This window comes from Dermatophilaceae bacterium Sec6.4 (assembly GCA_039636865.1).
Classification (GTDB): domain Bacteria; phylum Actinomycetota; class Actinomycetes; order Actinomycetales; family Dermatophilaceae; genus Allobranchiibius.
On record CP144172.1, the window covers coordinates 3003469 to 3019942 of the forward strand.

Here is a 16474-nt window from a genome sequence, read left to right on the forward strand (position 1 = left end):
TTGTCTGCAGCGACCCGTTGTGACCCAACCGTGACCTTCGGGGCAGGATGACGTCGTGGCCAGCAACGAAATCACTACGCCGGAGGCCCTGCGTCACTACCTGGCGGCCGGAAAACCGCTACGGGGGCTGCGACTGCAGGATGTTGACCTACGCGACGTGATGCCAGATCTACTGCAGATCCCGGATCTGAACGGCACGGTGGTCCTCGGTGGCGTTGTACCTGCAAAGCTGCTGCGCCACCTGCGCTCTGCGGGGGCACTGGTTTTCCCAACGGACCCGGCCCTGCCCGTCGATCCCTACCGCTCGATGCTCTACGACCCGCGGGAGCTCTACGCCGGCATCACAACAGGCGGGTATGCCGCAACGCCGGACAAGCAGGCCTACGACTGGCTCCTGGATCCGGATCTGACCCACGATGCCTACACAACCATGGTCCGGGCGATTCACGACGACGCGATCGCCGATGCCCTGGATGAGCAACTGAACGGCGCGCGCGTCGTCGGGGTGATGGGCGGCCATGACGAGCTGCGGTCCAGCAACGGATACGCCGACGCAGCACGGCTGGCCCAGCGCCTGGCCCGGACGGGAGTCGTCGTGCTGACCGGCGGTGGGCCCGGTGCGATGGAGGCTGCCGGGCTCGGTGCGAGCGCCACCGATGAGGAAGCTCTCACCACGGCGCTCGTCGAACTCGCTGTCACGCCGTCCTACCGGGATGACGTCACCGCGTGGGCACAGTCAGCCTTGATGGTGCGCGAACGCTGCACCGACACGGCCGGCCTCGCCCGGTCGATCGGGGTGCCCACCTGGTTCTACGGGCACGAGCCGCCGCATGTCTTCTGCGGCGGAGCGGCGAAATTCTTCAGCAATGCGCTCCGCGAGGACCTCCTGCTGACCCACTGCAACGCCGGCATCATCGTGCTGCCAGGCGCGGCCGGCACCGTGCAGGAGATCTTCCAGACGGCCACCCGGATGTACTACGCGTCGCCGGACACCCCGCTGGCTCCACTGATCCTGGTCGGCCACCGGCAGTGGACTGAGAATGTGCCGGTATGGGACCTGCTCACCACTCTCAGCAGGGATCGGCCGATGGCAGCGGTCATCCATCTCGTCGAGACGACTGAGCAGGCCGCGAACCTGGTCAGCGTCAGGTGATCACTTCAGCATCATCCCACCAGGACGCTACGCGGTCGAGGCCGCGAGTTGCCCGCAGGCGCCGTCGATGTCCGAACCGCGGGTATCGCGCACGGTGGTCGGAATCCCGCGCGCGCGCAGCCGCTCGACGAACTGCTGCTCGACTCCCCGCCGTGACGCGGTCCACTTCGACCCCGGTGTCGGATTCAACGGGATCGGGTTGACATGCACCCACCCGGAACCGCGGGCGTTGAGCTTCTGGCCCAATAGATCCGCGCGCCAGGCATGGTCGTTGATATCGCGGATCAGGGCGTACTCGATCGAAACACGTCGCCCGGTGACCTCGTAGTACCGGTAGGCGGCATCGAGGGCCTCGTCGACCGACCACCGGCTGTTGATGGGCACCAGTTCGTTGCGCAGCTCGTCGTCCGGCGCATGCAGGGACAACGCAAGAGTGACCGGGATGCCCTCCGCCGCCAACTTGTCGATGGCCGGAACCAGGCCGACCGTCGACATTGTGATGCCGCGCGCGCTCATGCCGAGGCCCTCGGGTGCCGGTGACACCAGCCGCCTGATCGCGTCGATCGCGCGACGGTAGTTGGCCAGCGCCTCCCCCATTCCCATGAACACCACATTCGAGACCCGCAGTGGTGACTCACGATCCTCGTCTGCGCCGCCGGGCAACTGACCCTCGCGCAGCATCCGAGCGCCCGCCACGACCTGTTCCACAATTTCGGCAGTCGAAAGGTTGCGCGTCAATCCCTCCTGCCCGGTCGCACAGAACGGACAGTTCATTCCGCAGCCGGCCTGGCTGGAGATGCACATCGTCACCCGACTCGGATAGCGCATCAGGACCGACTCGACCATCGCACCGTCAAATAGCCGCCACACACTCTTCAGGGTCTGCCCGTCGTCAGCCTCCAAGGTACGCACCGGGGTCAAGAGCGGCGGCAGCAGTTGCCGCACCAACTCCGCACGACCGGCCTTCGGCAGGTCCGTCATGAGGTCCGGATCATCGACGAAATGTTCGAAGTAGTGCGTCGAGAGCTGGGTCGCCCGAAACCCCTTGTGACCCAGGGCTTCTGCAGCAGCCTTGCGACCGGCGAGGTCCAGATCAGCCAGGTGGGTCGGCGGCTTCGCGCGTCGAGGCGCGGCGAAAGTCAGCTTCCCCGGCTCTGGTCGCGGGGCGGGAGTCGGTAGATCGACAGTCGGCATCTGGCCATCGTCCCAGGTGGGCGGCGGCTGCGCGAAAGCGTCAGCGAACGGACGCCGCGAACCTCTGACTCAGGCGACGAACGGAGTCAGGATCGCCCACACGACGGGAGCCGTCACCAAGAGCGAATCGAGCCGGTCCATCAGGCCCCCGTGACCGGGGATCAGGTTGCTCATGTCCTTGACACCCAGGTCGCGCTTGATCATCGATTCGCAGAGGTCACCCACCGTGGCCGTGACCACGGTCAGCGCACCGATGATCGCCCCGATCCACCAGCGACCGTCCAGCAGCAGCGATACGGCGAGAGAACCCACGACGACACATGACACCGCCGAACCGGCAAACCCCTCCCAGGACTTCTTCGGCGACACGCTGGGCGCCATCGGGTGCTTACCGAATACGACCCCGACCGCGTAACCGCCGATATCGCTGGCGACGGTCACCAGGACGAAGGTGACGATCCGCCAGGCCCCGTCGTGCTGAGCAACCAGTAGCATCGCAAAGGAGACCAGAGCCGGCACGTAGAGAATGACGAAAGCGCCACCAGCAGCATCCCCGGCGGCTCCCTGATGCGGCCCGAACGAGCGCCAGACGACTACCGACACCATGGCCAGCACCACTGAACTGGCCAATGCGACCGGGCCCCACTGGTAGGCGATGACCGGCACCACGGCTGCCGCAGCCAACGTAGGCGCAGCCGGCGGATGCACGTTGCCGTGTTGCATCGCGCGGAGCAGCTCCCACACTCCGACCACTCCCGCGAGAGTCGCCAGGGCCACGAAGAATTCGACGCGCACGAACAACGACGCGATGACCAGAGCCCCCAACAGGGCACCCACCCCGATCGCGGCGTACAGATTGCGTCCGGCGCGGGGGGTCGGGTTTTCGCGGGGCGCGGACTCGTCGATACGGGTCGTACGGGCGGCTTTGCGACTTTGGGGTTGATCCGACATCAGTACGGCAAAGGAGCGGGCTCAGACAGTGAGCAGCTCCGTCTCCTTACTTTTCATCATCTCGTCCACCGTGTCGACGTACTTCTTGGTGGTGGCCTCAAGCTCCTTCTCGGCGCGTGCTCCCTCGTCCTCGCCGACGTCACCGTCTTTGACGTGCTTGTCGATCTCTTCCTTCGCGCGGCGCCGGATGTTGCGGATGGCGATCTTGGCGTCCTCGCCCTTCTGTCGGGCCAGTTTGATGTAGTCACGGCGGCGTTCCTCGGTCAGCTGGGGTAGCTGGATACGGATCAGATTCCCGTCATTGCCCGGGTTGACGCCGAGGTCGGATTCGCGCAGCGCCTTCTCGATCGCCGACATCGAACTCTTGTCGAAAGGCTGGATCAGCACCGTGCGAGCTTCCGGAGTCTGGAAGGAGGCCAGCTGCTGCAACGGGGTCGGTGCACCGTAGTAGTCCACCAACAACTTGTTGAACATGCCCGCGTTCGCCCGACCCGTGCGAATGCCCGAGAAGTCCTCCTTGGCGACCTCGACAGCCTTGTCCATCTTCTCCTCAGCCTCGAAGAGACTTTCGTCGATGTTGCCGTCCATGGTGGAAAACTCCTTCATACCGTGCGGAATGGGTGTCATTGACGATGCAGATGCCCGATCAGGCAGGCGAAACCAATGTGCCGATCTTCTCACCCTGCAGCGCGCGAGTGATATTTCCCGCACCCTCCATCCCGAAGATGACCATCGGCAGCTTGTTCTCCGCGCACAGCGCGAAGGCCGTCTGATCCATCACGCGGAGGTCCCGTTCGACGGCTTCCTGATAGGTCAGCTGCGTGAGCCGGGTGGCCGTCGGGTCCTTCTTGGGGTCCGCGGTGTAGACGCCGTCCACGCCGCTCTTGGCCACCAGAACCACGTCGCACCGACTCTCCAGCGCACGCTGCACGGCAACCGTGTCGGTGGAGAAGAAGGGCATCCCCATCCCGGCGCCGAAGATCACTACCCGGCCCTTCTCCATGTGTCGGATCGCTCGCTGGGGGATATAGGGCTCCGCGACCTGGCCCATGGTGATCGCTGTCTGCACGCGGGTATCGATATCTTCCTTCTCCAGGAAGTCCTGCAGTGCCAGGCAGTTCATCACGATCCCGAGCATGCCCATGTAGTCGGCCCGCACCCGGTCCATGCCCTTCTGCTGCAGCTGAGCACCCCGGAAGAAGTTGCCGCCGCCGATCACCACGGCGATCTGCACACCGGATCGTGCGGCCCGCGCGATCTGCTCGGCGATGTCTTTCACCACGTCGGGATCCAACCCGACTGCTCCCCCGCCGAATACCTCACCGGATAGCTTCAACAACACCCGGCCGGGGCGGTCGGTCGAGGTCTGCGTGCTCACGTGGCTGCTCCCGGAGGGTTGGCAATGCTGGGGTCGGTAGATACTTCCACAGATCTTTGCGTTCCCGCGTACCGGAAAACGAGACGCCACCGGCGGTACAGGAAATCCTGTACCGCCGGTGGCGTCTGACGCATCGGGTGCTAGACCCCGACCTTGAAGCGCGCGAAGCCGACAATCTCGACTCCGGCCTCCTGCGCGACCTTGCCGACCGTCTTCTTCGGCTCCTTGGCGAACGCCTGTTCATGCAGCACGTTCTCTTTGAAGAAACCGTTGACGCGGCCTTCGATGATGCGCTCGAGGGCCTGCTCGGGCTTGCCTTCTTCACGGGCCGTTGCTTCGGCGACACGACGCTCATTGGCGACAGTCTCCTCGTCGACCTCCGCGCGGGTCAGGAAGTTAGGACTGAACGCGGCAACGTGCATCGCGATATCCCGCGCGGTCTGGTCCTGCCCGCTCGTGCCCACGAGCACACCGATCTGCGCCGGCAGGTCCGGGCTCGTCTTGTGCAGGTAGGACGCGACGACCGGAGCTTCGACCCTGGCGACCCGCTTGATCTCGATCTTTTCGCCGATGGTCGCGTTCGCGTCGTCGAGCAGGTCCTTGATGGACTTGCCGTCATCGCCTGATGCCGCGAGCAAGCTGTCGGCATCAGCGGCGGCCGATGAGACGGCCACCTGCAGCACCTGCGCTGCCAGCTGACCGAACTTCGCACCCTTGGCCACGAAGTCGGTCTCGCAGAGCAGTTCGACCATGGTGCCCATGCCGTCTCCAGCAGAAGCGATGATCAAACCGTTCTCCGTCGTGCGGCTATCGCGCTTGGCAACACCCTTCTGTCCCTTGATCCGCAGGATCTCGGTGGCCTTGGCACGATCGCCATCGGCCTCCTCGAGCGCTTTCTTGACGTCCAACATGCCGGCACCGGTGGATTCGCGCAGCGCCTTGATGTCAGCAGCGGTGTAATTGGCCATAGATGTGCCTCGTTCCTTCGCGAAATGACGTAAAACTTAGGACGACGACGACAGAGCTCAGGCGCCCGCGGTGTCGTCGGTCGTAACAACCTCGACCGCAGGTGCCTCAGCGGCAGCGGCCGGCGCGTCGACAGCAGCAGGTGCTTCGACGGCAGGAGCCTCAGCAGCAGGTGCCTCAGCGGCAGCGGCCGGTGCTTCAGCAGCCTGCGTTCCGAGCAGTTCGGCTTCCCACTCCGCCATCGGCTCCGCCTGCTCGCCGGTGCCGGAACGGCCCTGCGAACGGGAGATGAGACCGGCTGCAACAGCGTCCGCGACCACTCGGGTCAACAATGCGACCGACCGAATGGCGTCGTCGTTGCCGGGGATCTTGTAGTCAACCTCGTCCGGGTCGCAGTTCGTGTCGAGGATCGCAATGACCGGGATGTTCAACTTGCGCGCCTCGGTCACCGCCAGGTGCTCTTTCTTGGTGTCGACGATCCACACGGCCGACGGAACCTTCGTCATGTCCCGGATACCACCGAGGGTGCGCTCCAACTTGATCATCTCGCGCTTCATCACGAGAAGTTCCTTCTTGGTGCGGCCAGAGCCTGCGACGTCGTCGTAGTCGACCTCTTCGAGCTCCTTCAAGCGCGCGAGGCGCTTGCTGACGGTGCCGAAGTTGGTCAACATCCCACCGAGCCAGCGGTGGTTCACGTACGGCATGCCGACGCGAGTCGCCTGCTCGGCGACTGACTCCTGCGCCTGCTTCTTGGTACCGACGAACAGGATCGTGCCACCGTGCCCGACAGTCTGCGAGACGAACTCGTAGGCCTCGTTGAGGTAGGTCAGCGACTGCTGCAGATCGATGATGTAGATGCCATTGCGCTCGGTCATGATGAAGCGCTTCATCTTGGGGTTCCAGCGACGGGTCTGGTGCCCGAAGTGGACGCCGCTGTCGAGCAGCTGGCGCATTGTGACAACGGCCATGCCGAAGTCCTTTCGTCAAGGTTTCCAGTTTTTCTCCGCCGGCACGGGTGCGCTGACGGACCTGGTGTCCAGACCACCCGGACCGACCACGAGAGCAGTCGGACTGAAAGGTGAGCCCCGGCGGGCAGCCATCGCGAGCGAGGATGCACTACCGGACATGGACACGCGAATTCGGCCTTCGCCACACCACGCGAGGTGGCATTGCCAAGACCGTGCACAAAGTGTATGACTCCGCACCATGCGCCGCCAATCGCACCGCATACGCTGGCGGCCATGGGCGACCATCTCGTGGAACGTATGCACGGCTTCGGCGAATCGGTCTTCGCGGAGATGACGCAACGCGCAGCGGCGGCAGCAGCAGTCAATCTCGGACAGGGTTTCCCCGACACCGACGGTCCGCCGGCCGTGCTGGCAGCTGCAGTCAACGCCATTGCCAGTGGACTGAACCAGTACCCACCGGGTAGCGGCATGCCCGTGCTGCGGCAGGCCATCGCCGCTCACCAGGACCGCTTCTACGGATTGGCCGTCGACCCTGCCGATGAAGTACTCGTCACCGTAGGGGCAACCGAGGCGATCGCTGCGGCCATCCTCGCGTTGTGCGAACCCGGCGATGAAGTAGTGACGTTCGAGCCCTACTACGACTCCTACGCGGCCTCGATCGCCCTGGCCGGCGCCGTCCGTCGTACTGCGCCTCTCACATTTCCGCACTTCGGGATCGATCCTGTCGGGCTGCGGTCAGCGTTCAGCTCACGCACCCGATTGGTGCTGCTGAACACACCGCACAACCCCACGGGCAAGGTCTTCTCCCGCTATGAACTGGAGTTGATCGCCGGATTGGCCCGCGAGTTCGACGCGGTCGTGCTCACCGATGAGGTCTACGAACACGTGGTGTACGACGGCACGCACATTCCAATGGCCACGCTGCCGGGCATGGCACAGCGCACCCTCACGATCAGCTCGGGCGGCAAGACCTTCGCCACGACCGGGTGGAAGGTCGGCTGGATTCACGGACCGGCTGAGCTGATCAGCGCGGTCCGCACGGTGAAGCAGTTCCTGACCTTCGTCGCCAGCGGCCCCTTCCAACCAGCGATCGCGGTCGGCCTGGAGCTTCCGGACAGCTACTTCGCAGACCTCACGGCCTCCATGCGCCACCGGCGGGACCTGCTCGTCAAGGGCCTGGAGGCCATGGATGTGCCGGTCAGTGTGCCTGCCGGGGGCTACTTCGTCATTGCCGACATGGCTCGGTTCGATACCGACGCGCTCGCCCTCTGCCGCGCGATGCCTGAGCGAATCGGCGTAGCGGCCGTCCCGGTGTCGGCATTCCACGACCATCCGGACATCTCACCGTCCCTGGTGCGGCTGGCGTTCTGCAAGAAGGACGACGTACTGGCCGAAGGGGTCCGCAGGCTCGCGCTCCTGACCGATTGACCACGCGCCTGCCATATCTGCCACGCACATCCCCATTTCGGCTACTCCGGTTTCTTCGCGACCTGGATGCCGAACTGCACATCAGTGCCCTTGACACTGGTCACCGTCACGACCGTCTTGAGACGAACCCCGCCATCGGTCAGTGTGCAATCGGCAGTTGCCCCCACTTTGGATTTCAATTTCGGGCACGTGATCTTGTCGGGTTTGTGGCCGACCTGCTTGGTCAATGCGGTGGAGACCTTGGCAGCCAGATCAGTCCCGCTGATGTCGGAAGTGCCACCGCATCCCGATATACCGACGGCAAGCAGGGCGCTTGTCGCGATCATCAGCGGCCAACGTTTCGTTGTCATGTCTCAACCTCGCTCGTGGGCACCTGCTCCGAGCCCGGTTTGAGGACCCGCCTGCGCCATTGGCACCCTATCCATACACAGCGGACTGTCTTTTCCACATCCCCCGGCGCCGTCCACAACCTGCGAGCTGTGCGTGCATGCCCGGTAAAGACAGCCCAGGCTGGGGCAATGCTCTTGTCCACCCTGCTGCTGGTTGTCTTCGGTCTGTCGGCTGCCTCCCCCGTGGCTGCTCCGACATCCGACTACCGATGGCCTTTGCAACCGCTACCGACCGTGGTCCGCGGATACGAGGCGCCACCGCAACCCTGGGCTGCAGGTCACCGGGGGGCCGACCTCCTCGGCCGCGCGGCTCAGGCGGTCCTGGCCGCCGGCGACGGGGTGATCAGTTATCGAGGGGTACTCGCCGGTCGAGGCATAGTGAGTGTTCAGCACCCCAATGGGTGGAAGACCACTTACGAACCTGTCGTGGATGCCCTGCCGGTCGGTACCGCGGTGCACCGCGGTGAACAGATCGGCATCCTGGCGACGGCGCAGAGTCACTGCGCTCCGAGGATCTGCCTGCACTGGGGACTGATCATCGCGCCAGACAGCTACCGCGACCCGCTGACCCTGCTTGTGCTCCGGGCACCTGTTCTGCTGCCGCTGACCGACTGAAGAACGTCATGCCCGCGGATGCGCCTGGACGAATGACGCGCGGAGCCGTTCCACCGATACGTGGGTGTAAACCTGCGTTGTCGCCAGACTGGCATGCCCCAGTAGTTCCTGGACCATTCGAAGGTCGGCGCCACCGTCGAGCAGGTGCGTGGCCGCGCTGTGCCGCAACCCGTGCGGACCGATCGTTGTGGTGCCCGGCGCATGTTGCAACAACGCGGTCAGGCTGGTTCGTACCGTACGCGGATCCACGCGACCACCGCGGCGACCCAGGAACATCGCCGGCCCGGAGGAGGAAGTGACCAGATCGGGTCGGATCGACAGCCACCGTTGCAGGGCGTGGGCGGCGGGGACGCCGAACGGGACAGTGCGCTCCTTGTCTCCCTTACCGATCACTGTCACCAGCAACTGAGTCAGATCGACGTCGTCGACATCGAGACCCACGAGCTCGCCCACCCGGATTCCGCTCGCGTAGAGCAACTCCAGCATTGCGTGGTCGCGAACATGAACGGGGTCGCTGTCCTCTGCCGTGGTTGCGGCGAGATTCATCAGGTTCTCCGCCTCATCGTGACGCAAGACAGCGGGCAGGTGCTGCCGGCGGCCCGGGGACGCCAGCCGCAGCGCTGGATCAGTGGGCACCCGTCCCGTCCGGTGGGCCCACCCGAAGAAACCACGGGCCGAGGCGGCTCGTCGCGCGATGCTGCTACGGGCTGCGCCGGACCGGTCCTGCGCCGCTAGCCAGGACCGCAGGTCAGCAAGCTCTACATCCTGCACAGCGTCAGTACCGCCCACGGCCAGGAAGTCCGCAAGCGCATTCAGATCCGAAAGGTAGGCGCGCACCGTGTGCGCTGATCGGCCCTTCTCGAACCGCAGATGCCGCTCGAAGGCCGGCAACTGCTGCACCAGCCCCACAGGACCGCAGACCCGTGACTGCGGCAGGCGACCGCCTGCTGCGTCAGCATCATCCGGTACCTGCATCCACTCACGCTATCCCGCCCGGCGCCAGCCTTCCGGCGATCGCACGGCGAGCCCGTTCAGCTCCAGGGCGCCCAGGCCGCCCAGCACCTCCCCCACCGACAGCCCAGCGGACCTGGTGAGCTGATCGACGCTGCACGAGCGGCGCGGAGCAAGAGCATCCAAGACGCGTCGTGGCACCTCGGGCAACCCGTCGACGGCAGTCTTTTCGCCGACCCTGCAGGGCCCGAGATCGGCCCCGTAGTCCCCGAGGATCTCGACGCACTCGCCGACATCGGTGACCAGGCAGGCAATACCCTGACGGATCAGTTCGTTGGTGCCCACGCTGCTCGTGGAGGTCACCGGTCCCGGCACCGCTGCCACGACGCGGTGCAGCCGCTCCGCGTTGCGAGCGGTATTCAATGAACCGGACCTGATCCCCGCCTCGACCACGATGGTGCCCGGTGTCAAAGCCGCGATCAGTCGGTTGCGGGCCAGAAACCGGTGCCGTTGAGGCGAGCTGCCCGGTGCGCATTCGGAGATGACCGCCCCCGTGAGCAGGATCTCCTCCAACAGGGCGGAGTTTCCGGCCGGATAGAGACGGTCCACACCACCCGCCATCGCCGCTATCGTCACGGCTCCGGCCCGAAGAGCACCGCGGTGCGCGGCTGCGTCGATCCCGAATGCGCCACCGGACACGATCGAGAATCCACGGGCTCCCAGGTCGTGGGCCAGACCGGTCGCCACGGTCTCGCCGTACGCCGTGGCCAACCTCGCTCCGACGATGGATGCACTACGAACGCAGGAGGGCGCCAGCTGCGCCGGACCGCGAACCCAGAGGCACAGCGGCGGCAACTCCAGATCGTTCAAGCCGGTCGGCCATTCCGGGTCACTCGGGATCACAATCCGGATATGCAGCGCATCCGCTGCATGCCGAACGCGGTCGACGTCCAGGTCGGCGACCCGCGCTGCGAACCGCTGGTAGGTGCTCGCGGGATTGCGAGCGATCTGGTGCCATGCGCGTACCGGGCCCCGCTCGGCCACCAGGGAACCGATCGTCGGGTCCATGGGTTCGCCGACCTTGCACAGGGCGATCCGGCAGGCCCGATCGTCCTGCAGCACGCTCACGACGCCACCGCATTGGTACGTAGGGCCAAGGCGCGGTAGAGATGGTCGGGCCCAGGAGTTTTCAGGCCTTCCAGATCGGCCAACGTCCACGCCACTCGTAGGCAACGGTCGTAACCGCGCATCGTAATAGCGCCGGTTTCCAACGCACCGTCGAGGGCTGCCGTGCTGGACTGCGGCAGCCGCCAACGGCTGCGTAACGCGGGCCCGGGAGCGTGCGAGTTCAAGGTCCACCCAGTGCCTTCCCAACGGCGCTTCTGCAGGTCACGGGCCGCAACAATGCGACCGGCGACCGCTTCGCTGGACTCACCCCCGGGGCCGGCCAGGCTTGCTCGAGTCACGGGCGCGATCCGCAGATGCACATCGACGCGGTCCATCAGCGGCCCGGACAGTTTGTTCAGGTAGCCGCGGCGCATCATGACCGAGCAACTACACGCGGATCCCTTTCCGAAGTTCTTACCGCACGGACACGGGTTGGCTGCCAGGACCAGCTGGAAACGCGCCGGGTATGTCGCCACCCGGTCTGCCCGCGCGATGGTGACTCGACCGGACTCCAACGGCTGCCGCAACGCATCCAGGACGTCCCGCCGAAATTCCGGCGACTCGTCCAAGAACAGCACCCCACGGTGGGCGCGGCTCACCGCACCGGGGCGAATCGGCCCGCTGCCCCCTCCGATCACAGCGGCCATCGAGGCCCCGTGATGCGGCGCGACGAACGGAGGGCGGTCCAGCAGAACCCGGTCGTCCAAAGCGCCGAGCACCGAATGGATCGCGGTGACCTCGATCGCCTGGTGGCGGTCGAGGACCGGAAGAACACCCGGTAGACGCTCGGCAATCATGGTCTTGCCGGCACCCGGCGGGCCGATCATCGCCATGTGATGACCACCTGCCGCAGCTACCTCGACCGCATGCCGCGCCTCTTCCTGGCCGGACACATCTGCCAGGTCCGGCACCAGCGGCAGGGTCTGTGGCACCGGACGGTCGAACGAGAGGTCGGGCAGCGGCTCGCGCTTCCTGACCATCTCGTACCGAGCGACCAGCTGAGACAGCGTGCGGATGGGTGTTACCAATATGCCAGGCACCAGCGAGGCCTCCGCAGCGTTGGCCGCAGGAACGACTACCTGTGTCGCACCGCCCTTGGCAGCAGCGAGCACTGCAGAAAGGACCCCCGGGACCGAGCGCACCGTTCCGTCCAGCGCCAGTTCGCCCAGATGCACCACATCACGAACGACCTCTGTATCGACAACCTCCGCGGCTGCAAGCGCCGCTATCGCAATTGCGAGATCAAATCCCGACCCTTGCTTGGGCAACGCCGCCGGGGACAGATTCACGATGATGCGACCCTTGGGAAGCTCGAGGTTGCTGTTACCGCAGGCCGCTCGAATACGCTCCGGCGACTGCCGGCAGGCCGCGTCCGGCATCCCGGTGACAGTGAAGGCCGGCAGGCCCTGAGCCGAGTTGGCCTCGACGTAGACGATGGTGCCCTCGATCCCGCGCAGCGCAACGCTGCGGGTACATCCAAGGCTCACCAGACGTCCCTGATGTGTTCGATGATCGGCGCAGTGCGCGGCCGCACCAGAATCCCCACGACGTCGATACGCACGCTCGTCACCGCAACGGGATGCTCGCGCAACCAGGCATGAGCCAACTGCCGGAGCCTGGCTCCCTTGAGGCGCGTCACCGCCTCCACCGGGCGGCCGTACGTCGTACTACGCCTGGTCTTGACCTCGACGATCACGAGGGTGTCGGCCACCTCGTCCAGCGCCACCACGTCGAGCTCACCGGCGCGACACCGCCAGTTGCGCTCGATGACCACCAGGCCTTGCAGCCGCAGATACTCCACGGCATAGTCCTCGCCCGCTCGACCCAGCACATGCCGTGGATCGACCCGTCCGTTGGATACAGACGCATTCATCGCCACCACCTCCACCAGCGACTTTGGTGGCAGGTGCAGGCACGAAGAAGTCACCGGGAGATCGGGTGTGGAAAATGCACGCACGGGTCAGGGGATGTGGAAGAGCGAGATGGAAGTACCCGACCCTCGCTCCGCTCAGTCGGGTAGTTCCATCTCGATCATCACGTTCCGGCAAGACGGACCTACCCGACCCTCGCTCCGCTCAGTCGGGTAGTTCCATCTCGCGGTCCGGCAGCTCTTCCACATTCACGTCTTTGAAGGTGATGACGCGGACTTTCTTGACGAAACGGGCGGGGCGGTAGATGTCCCAGACCCAGGCGTCGTTCATCCGCACGTCGAAGAACACCTCGGCGCCCTCACCCCGCACCAGTACGTCGACCTCGTTACACAGGTAGAAGCGACGCTCGGTCTCCACGACGTGGGTGAAAAGTCCCACCACGTCGCGGTATTCCCGGTACAACGCGAGTTCCTGCTCGGTCTCATATTTTTCCAGGTCTTCGGCGCTCACGCCCACTCCTTCACAATCTGTGCTTCGCGGTCGGACGTTACCTCGACGCTATCGGGAACTGCCGCTGCGAACGGCCGCCAGGATCGACGGTGCATCTCGCACGGACCGTGCACGTTGATCGCGGCCAGATGGTCGGGCGCCGAATATCCCTTGTTCCCGGCCCAGTTGAACTGCGGGAAATCCTGATGGAGCAGGGTCAACAGTGCGTCGCGCTCGACCTTGGCCAGCACACTTGCAGCCGCGACCGAGGAACACTTCATGTCCGCTTTGATCATCGTGACCACGGGCGGCACCGACGGACGATCGCAGGTCAGCTCGAAAAGACCCTGTGCACCCGGATCACTCAGCCAGTCGCAATTGCCATCAAGGATCACCAGGTCCGGCAGGACATCCAACGCCGCGAGCGCCCGCTGCCCGGCCAACCGCAACGCTGCCATGATGCCGACCTGATCGATTTCTGCGGCACTCGCATGCCCGACTGCGTAGGCCAACGCCCACCGTTGCAACCGCGGCACCATGCGTACCCGCGCAGCGGGCGTGAGCAGTTTGGAGTCGCGCACGCCGACCGGAGCCGTGGGAGTGCGTTCGTCGATCACGACCGCTCCGACGGAAACCGGACCGGCGAGTGCGCCCCGACCCACCTCGTCCATCCCACACAGCACCCGATGACCATCCCGTTGCAGGGCACGCTCCATGCGCAGCGTCGGGCGGGCGGGTGTCACGGCTTGGGTTTGGGGATGTCGGAGAACACCGAGTTGGCGTTGGGTAGGGCTCCGATGCGGTTGATCGGCCAGGCAATGGCAACGACCTGACCGGTGACGTCGGCGATCGGCACGGTGCCGTCGATACCGCCGGTGCCCTGATCGTGGTACCTGGAATCGGCGGAGAACCCCCGGTTGTCGCCGAGCACCCACACCTTCCCGGCCGGCACGACGATATTGAATTTCGGTGGTACCCCTGCTGCTGCACCGGAATCAGATTTCGTCCCCGGCGGCAGGTAGGTCTCGGTGATCGCCTTGCCGTTGATGGTGATCTGGTGCGCAGCGTTGCAGCACACGACGTGATCCCCAGGGAGTCCGATCAGCCGCTTGACCAGGTGATCCGGACCGCCAGGGAGTACACCCACCCCGATCAGTGCGTCTTTCACGACGCGCTTGAACAAGTTCGGATTGGACGTCGTCTCCCCCCATGTCGGCGGCCTGGAGAACACGATGACGTCACCGCGGTGCAGGTCTGAGTGCTGGGGGGTGAACTTGCTGACGAGGATCCGGTCGCCGGTGATGAGAGTGTTCTCCATTGACGCCGACGGGATCGAAAACGGCTGGATCACGAACGTCTTCACCAAAAACGACAGACCGAGAGCGACCACCACGACGATCGCCAGCTCACGGATGAAAGCACCCCGAGAACGTCGGGTGGGCTGCGCGACCGGCTGCGCCGGGATCTGCCCTGGGGCCGGCGCTGAGTCGTTCGACGGCACCGGATCCGGCTCCGAGTCGGCTCGATCGTGAGTGTGGTCTGTCATGCGTTCATCAAGGGGAAGGCACCTTCGCGAAGGTCGTGGAGTAATTGCTGAGCCAGGTTATGCGGTCCAGCGGCCACACGATGACATCGGCCCGCCCGGTGATATCGGCGATCGGCACGGATCCCGTGGCACCGGTGCCGTTGTCGTGATAGCGGGAATCACTGGAGTCGCCACGGTTGTCACCCATCACCCACACCCTGCCCTTGGGGACGGTGACGTCGAACTTGAGCAGGCTGGGCGCTGTTCCGCGGGGCACGTAGGGCTCCAGGATCGCCACACCGTTGATCGTCAACCGCCCCTGGGCATTACAGCACTTCACGTGGTCACCGGGCAGTCCGATCAACCGCTTGATCAGGTGATTGTCACCGCCGGGGTAGAGCCCCACGAACTCCATCGCCTTCTTCGCGGTCCCGGGATGATCCCCGAGATCCGGGCCCAACCAGTGGTTGGGATCCTCGAAGACAACGACGTCGCCACGTTTGAGGTCGAACACTTTGGGGGTGAGCTTGCTGACCACGACCCGATCGCCGCGCACGAGGGTGTCATTCATCGATGGGGAAGGTATCCAGAATGGCTGCAGGAGAAAAGTTTTGAGCAAGAAGGACAACACCAGTGCAACAACGACGACGACCACGATTTCGCGGGTCGCTGCCCACCACGACCCCTCGCGTCGCCCGCTGGGGCTTTCAGATCCGGAAGTCACCACGAGAGTGTGCCCCACGAAACCGTGAAGCCGGGCCACAGCCACATCTGTCGCTGAAGTTGATACCGCCGAAGAAGATACGGCGATGGCGTGACCCCCTCGCGGGAATCACGCCATCGTCACGACTGCGGGTCGGTGCTGTCCGCGGTGATCAGGCCTTGCTGGGCTTGACTGCAGGGGCGTCGCGCTTTTCCTTGATCTTGGCAGCCTTGCCGCGAAGGTTGCGCAGGTAGTACAACTTGGCGCGGCGCACGTCACCACGTGAAGCGACCTCGATGTGGTCGATCACCGGGGTATGCAGCGGGAAGGTGCGCTCGACACCGACACCGAAGCTGATCTTGCGCACGGTGAAGGTCTCGCCCACACCGCCGCCGTGACGTCGGATGACGACTCCCTGAAAGATCTGGACACGACTACGGGTGCCCTCGATGACCTTCACGTGCACCTTGACGTTGTCGCCGGCGCGGAACTGCGGGATGTCGGACCGCAGACTGGCTGCATCGATGTCGTCGAACTTCTGCATGACGGGCTTCTTCCTCGTGACGCCACAGGTCGTCACCGTTGATGAACGGGGTGCGCCGACTGCCTCAGACCGCATGACCTGACGGATCAGGCCACATCCCCCTGTGGCGGGGGTCCGTACGCATACGCGGCGCGAGAGCTGATTGTGCCAGACAAGCGACGTCGTGCGTAAATCGTGGACCG

General features: G+C 64.9%; 19 protein-coding genes. 3 read left to right on the forward strand and 16 right to left on the reverse strand.

What is annotated here, in order from left to right; all coding sequences use genetic code 11:
- Positions 1–55 precede the first annotated feature (55 nt).
- Complete coding sequence (locus tag V3G39_14345; protein ID XAS75818.1) at positions 56–1153, forward strand: Rossmann fold nucleotide-binding protein; 1098 nt, start codon at positions 56–58, stop codon at positions 1151–1153.
- A gap of 27 nt (positions 1154–1180) precedes the next feature.
- On the opposite strand, the gene rlmN is transcribed toward V3G39_14345, so the two are convergent.
- The 6 genes from rlmN to rpsB form a co-directional block, all read right to left on the reverse strand.
- Entirely contained in the window at positions 1181–2347 is a 1167-nt protein-coding gene (rlmN, locus tag V3G39_14350; GenBank protein XAS75819.1) for a 23S rRNA (adenine(2503)-C(2))-methyltransferase RlmN, read from the reverse strand.
- A 69-nt stretch (positions 2348–2416) separates the two neighbouring features.
- Positions 2417–3298 (reverse strand): phosphatidate cytidylyltransferase, encoded by an 882-nt coding sequence (locus V3G39_14355; protein ID XAS75820.1) that lies wholly within the window; start codon positions 3296–3298, stop codon positions 2417–2419.
- A 21-nt stretch (positions 3299–3319) separates the two neighbouring features.
- On the reverse strand, positions 3320–3886 hold the full coding sequence (frr, locus tag V3G39_14360; GenBank protein XAS75821.1) for a ribosome recycling factor: 567 nt from the start codon (positions 3884–3886) through the stop codon (positions 3320–3322).
- A gap of 58 nt (positions 3887–3944) precedes the next feature.
- Positions 3945–4676 (reverse strand): UMP kinase, encoded by a 732-nt coding sequence (gene pyrH, locus V3G39_14365; protein XAS75822.1) that lies wholly within the window; start codon positions 4674–4676, stop codon positions 3945–3947.
- A gap of 140 nt (positions 4677–4816) precedes the next feature.
- On the reverse strand, positions 4817–5644 hold the full coding sequence (gene tsf, locus V3G39_14370; protein XAS75823.1) for a translation elongation factor Ts: 828 nt from the start codon (positions 5642–5644) through the stop codon (positions 4817–4819).
- A 57-nt stretch (positions 5645–5701) separates the two neighbouring features.
- Positions 5702–6610, reverse strand: a complete 909-nt coding sequence (rpsB, locus tag V3G39_14375) for a 30S ribosomal protein S2 (GenBank protein XAS75824.1) — start codon at positions 6608–6610, stop codon at positions 5702–5704.
- A gap of 273 nt (positions 6611–6883) precedes the next feature.
- Between rpsB and V3G39_14380 the strand changes: the two genes are divergently transcribed.
- Positions 6884–8038 (forward strand): pyridoxal phosphate-dependent aminotransferase, encoded by a 1155-nt coding sequence (locus V3G39_14380; protein ID XAS75825.1) that lies wholly within the window; start codon positions 6884–6886, stop codon positions 8036–8038.
- Positions 8039–8079: 41 nt separating this feature from the next.
- On the opposite strand, the gene V3G39_14385 is transcribed toward V3G39_14380, so the two are convergent.
- A complete protein-coding gene (locus V3G39_14385) occupies positions 8080–8388 on the reverse strand; it encodes a DUF4333 domain-containing protein (GenBank protein ID XAS75826.1) in 309 nt (102 codons plus the stop codon).
- Between the two features lie 168 nt (positions 8389–8556).
- Here V3G39_14385 and V3G39_14390 point away from each other — a divergent pair, with 168 nt between their 5' ends.
- Positions 8557–9042 carry a M23 family metallopeptidase gene (locus tag V3G39_14390; protein ID XAS75827.1) on the forward strand — a complete coding sequence of 162 codons (486 nt, stop codon included), beginning with the start codon at positions 8557–8559 and terminating at the stop codon, positions 9040–9042.
- 6 nt (positions 9043–9048) lie between these two features.
- Here the strand turns inward: V3G39_14390 and V3G39_14395 are convergent, their stop codons facing one another.
- The 9 genes from V3G39_14395 to rplS form a co-directional block, all read right to left on the reverse strand.
- Positions 9049–10017, reverse strand: coding sequence for a tyrosine recombinase XerC (locus tag V3G39_14395; GenBank protein ID XAS75828.1), 969 nt, complete (start codon positions 10015–10017; stop codon positions 9049–9051).
- Between the two features lie 9 nt (positions 10018–10026).
- Positions 10027–11121 carry a DNA-processing protein DprA gene (dprA, locus tag V3G39_14400; GenBank protein ID XAS75829.1) on the reverse strand — a complete coding sequence of 365 codons (1095 nt, stop codon included), beginning with the start codon at positions 11119–11121 and terminating at the stop codon, positions 10027–10029.
- Entirely contained in the window at positions 11118–12647 is a 1530-nt protein-coding gene (locus V3G39_14405) for a YifB family Mg chelatase-like AAA ATPase (protein XAS75830.1), read from the reverse strand. Before V3G39_14405 ends, dprA begins: the two co-directional genes overlap by 4 nt.
- A complete protein-coding gene (locus tag V3G39_14410; protein ID XAS75831.1) occupies positions 12644–13033 on the reverse strand; it encodes a YraN family protein in 390 nt (129 codons plus the stop codon). The genes V3G39_14405 and V3G39_14410 overlap by 4 nt, the downstream gene beginning before the upstream one ends.
- Positions 13034–13235: 202 nt before the next feature.
- Positions 13236–13541, reverse strand: coding sequence for a DUF2469 domain-containing protein (locus V3G39_14415; protein XAS75832.1), 306 nt, complete (start codon positions 13539–13541; stop codon positions 13236–13238).
- Positions 13538–14236, reverse strand: a complete 699-nt coding sequence (locus V3G39_14420; protein XAS78251.1) for a ribonuclease HII — start codon at positions 14234–14236, stop codon at positions 13538–13540. Before V3G39_14420 ends, V3G39_14415 begins: the two co-directional genes overlap by 4 nt.
- Positions 14237–14259: 23 nt before the next feature.
- Positions 14260–15066 carry a signal peptidase I gene (gene lepB, locus V3G39_14425; protein ID XAS75833.1) on the reverse strand — a complete coding sequence of 269 codons (807 nt, stop codon included), beginning with the start codon at positions 15064–15066 and terminating at the stop codon, positions 14260–14262.
- A gap of 7 nt (positions 15067–15073) precedes the next feature.
- The gene (gene lepB, locus V3G39_14430; GenBank protein ID XAS75834.1) at positions 15074–15769 is read right to left on the reverse strand and encodes a signal peptidase I; all 696 of its coding nucleotides are present in this window, start codon (positions 15767–15769) and stop codon (positions 15074–15076) included.
- 151 nt (positions 15770–15920) lie between these two features.
- Positions 15921–16292 (reverse strand): 50S ribosomal protein L19, encoded by a 372-nt coding sequence (gene rplS / locus V3G39_14435; GenBank protein ID XAS75835.1) that lies wholly within the window; start codon positions 16290–16292, stop codon positions 15921–15923.
- Between the last annotated feature and the right edge of the window lie 182 nt (positions 16293–16474).